The organism is Desulfosporosinus sp. Tol-M2 (genome assembly GCF_059735615.1).
Genome location: NZ_JCAIJG010000162.1, coordinates 1 through 1531, shown reverse-complemented (window position 1 = coordinate 1531; position 1531 = coordinate 1). Strand labels below are relative to the sequence as shown.

The 1531-nt window shown below is 48.7% G+C and carries 2 protein-coding genes; both read right to left on the bottom strand.

The genetic code is table 11. The features are described from left to right. Positions 1-936: O-antigen ligase family protein (locus AC6I5A_RS12265; protein WP_034616402.1), on the bottom strand; the 936-nt coding region annotated here is incomplete at its 3' end. A gap of 30 nt (positions 937-966) precedes the next feature. After that, positions 967-1531: UDP-N-acetylglucosamine 2-epimerase (locus AC6I5A_RS12260; RefSeq protein WP_034616399.1), on the bottom strand; the 565-nt coding region annotated here is incomplete at its 5' end.

Here is a 1531-nt window from a genome sequence, read left to right as displayed (position 1 = left end):
GGCCCATTGGAAATTCCCTAAACCAACCCCGCTAAACGGGTGCTCAAGAAACATCGCCCAGCCCCCTTCGATAAGGTATTGTCTGGTACCGATCGAGGGATCCTGTCCACTAAGCAGGAGAGAAATTCGCGACTGGACAGCTGGAACAAACCATAAGGAACTGATTCCCAACCCAAGTCCTGCCAAATACCTCCAGCGGTTTCTATTTGGAGAGAGTACGATTAAGACTATGATTCCGGCCAATAGAATCAGCCAGGCCATACGGGAATACGTGAAAATCAGGGCCGCCACTTGGCAAAGGAGCCCTACTACGATGCCCAGGCTCAGCTTCCACTGTTGCTTTAGTATGAGAATAGCAGTGCCGAGAATTGATATGTCCAAAAAACGAGCAAGAATATTCGAATCCATGAACGTAGCATTTACCCGACGGGGTCCGGGAGCTATAGCCCCTCCCCAGATCCCCCAACCTGTTGAATACTGTATTATGCCAAAGATTGCCACAAGCGTGGCCATTACAAAGATTGTCCGCCAAACTCGCTCCAATATGAGCTCCAGTTCCACTTCCGAACCTGAGCTGAACATAGTACCTATCGCTATACTCATACCCAGTGCGCTAAGGACAAGCAAGCGCGCCCCTTCCATAAGTGTGGCGTTCGGTTGCAGACTTCCAATTAAGGAAACCACGGCTGCTATAAACAGCGCAAGTACACCCCAGTTCAGCATCGATCGAGAAAGAATGCCAAAAAAACTTAAACCCTGCTTTCGCATTAAAAGTCCTGCTCCCCAAGCAATTAAGAGCATGGTGGCAATCCTTACAAAAGTGAGGGTCGTCGGGGATTGCGGAGTACTTAGATAGGGAGGAAATAATACTTTACTGATATCCCAGGGAACCATAGCAAAAAAGAATGGTATTAGCCATCTACCCCATTTTTCCAATCCGTCAACCCTCCATCTGATCCAGCGAATTTACAATTTCATACAGTCAAAATCCGCCAGCTGTTTAACAATCTGCTCACCTGCTTGTCCTCTTCCATATAAGACTTTGGTGAAATCCAAAGTATTCTTGCGCAGGGCTTGTTCAGCACGGAGGATATTATCCGGCTGGGCGCCGACTAAGGTGTTGAAACCATTTTCTACGAGTTCCACCCATTCGGTTTCATCGCGCAAGGTGACACAGGGTTTCCCAAAGAAATAGGCCTCTTTCTGAACACCGCCGCTGTCTGTAAAAACCCCATTACAGGCAGCAAGCAAGGTGATCATATCAAAATACCCGACAGGGTTAGTAATTTGAATCTTACTCAGGGTGATCCCTTCACTTTCCAGCAATTTACGCGTTCGGGGATGCAGCGGCAAAACAACGGGGGTTCGGGTCGATATATCCTCTAAGGCTTGCATAATACTGGTGAGGCGGGTCGGGTCATCCGTGTTTTCTGCCCGATGAACGGTTGCGAGATAAAAGCCGCCGGCTAACCTTGCCAGCAAAGTTGCGGTTTCCGGAGAGGGCTTGGCGATCTTTTGATAGAAGAGGGCT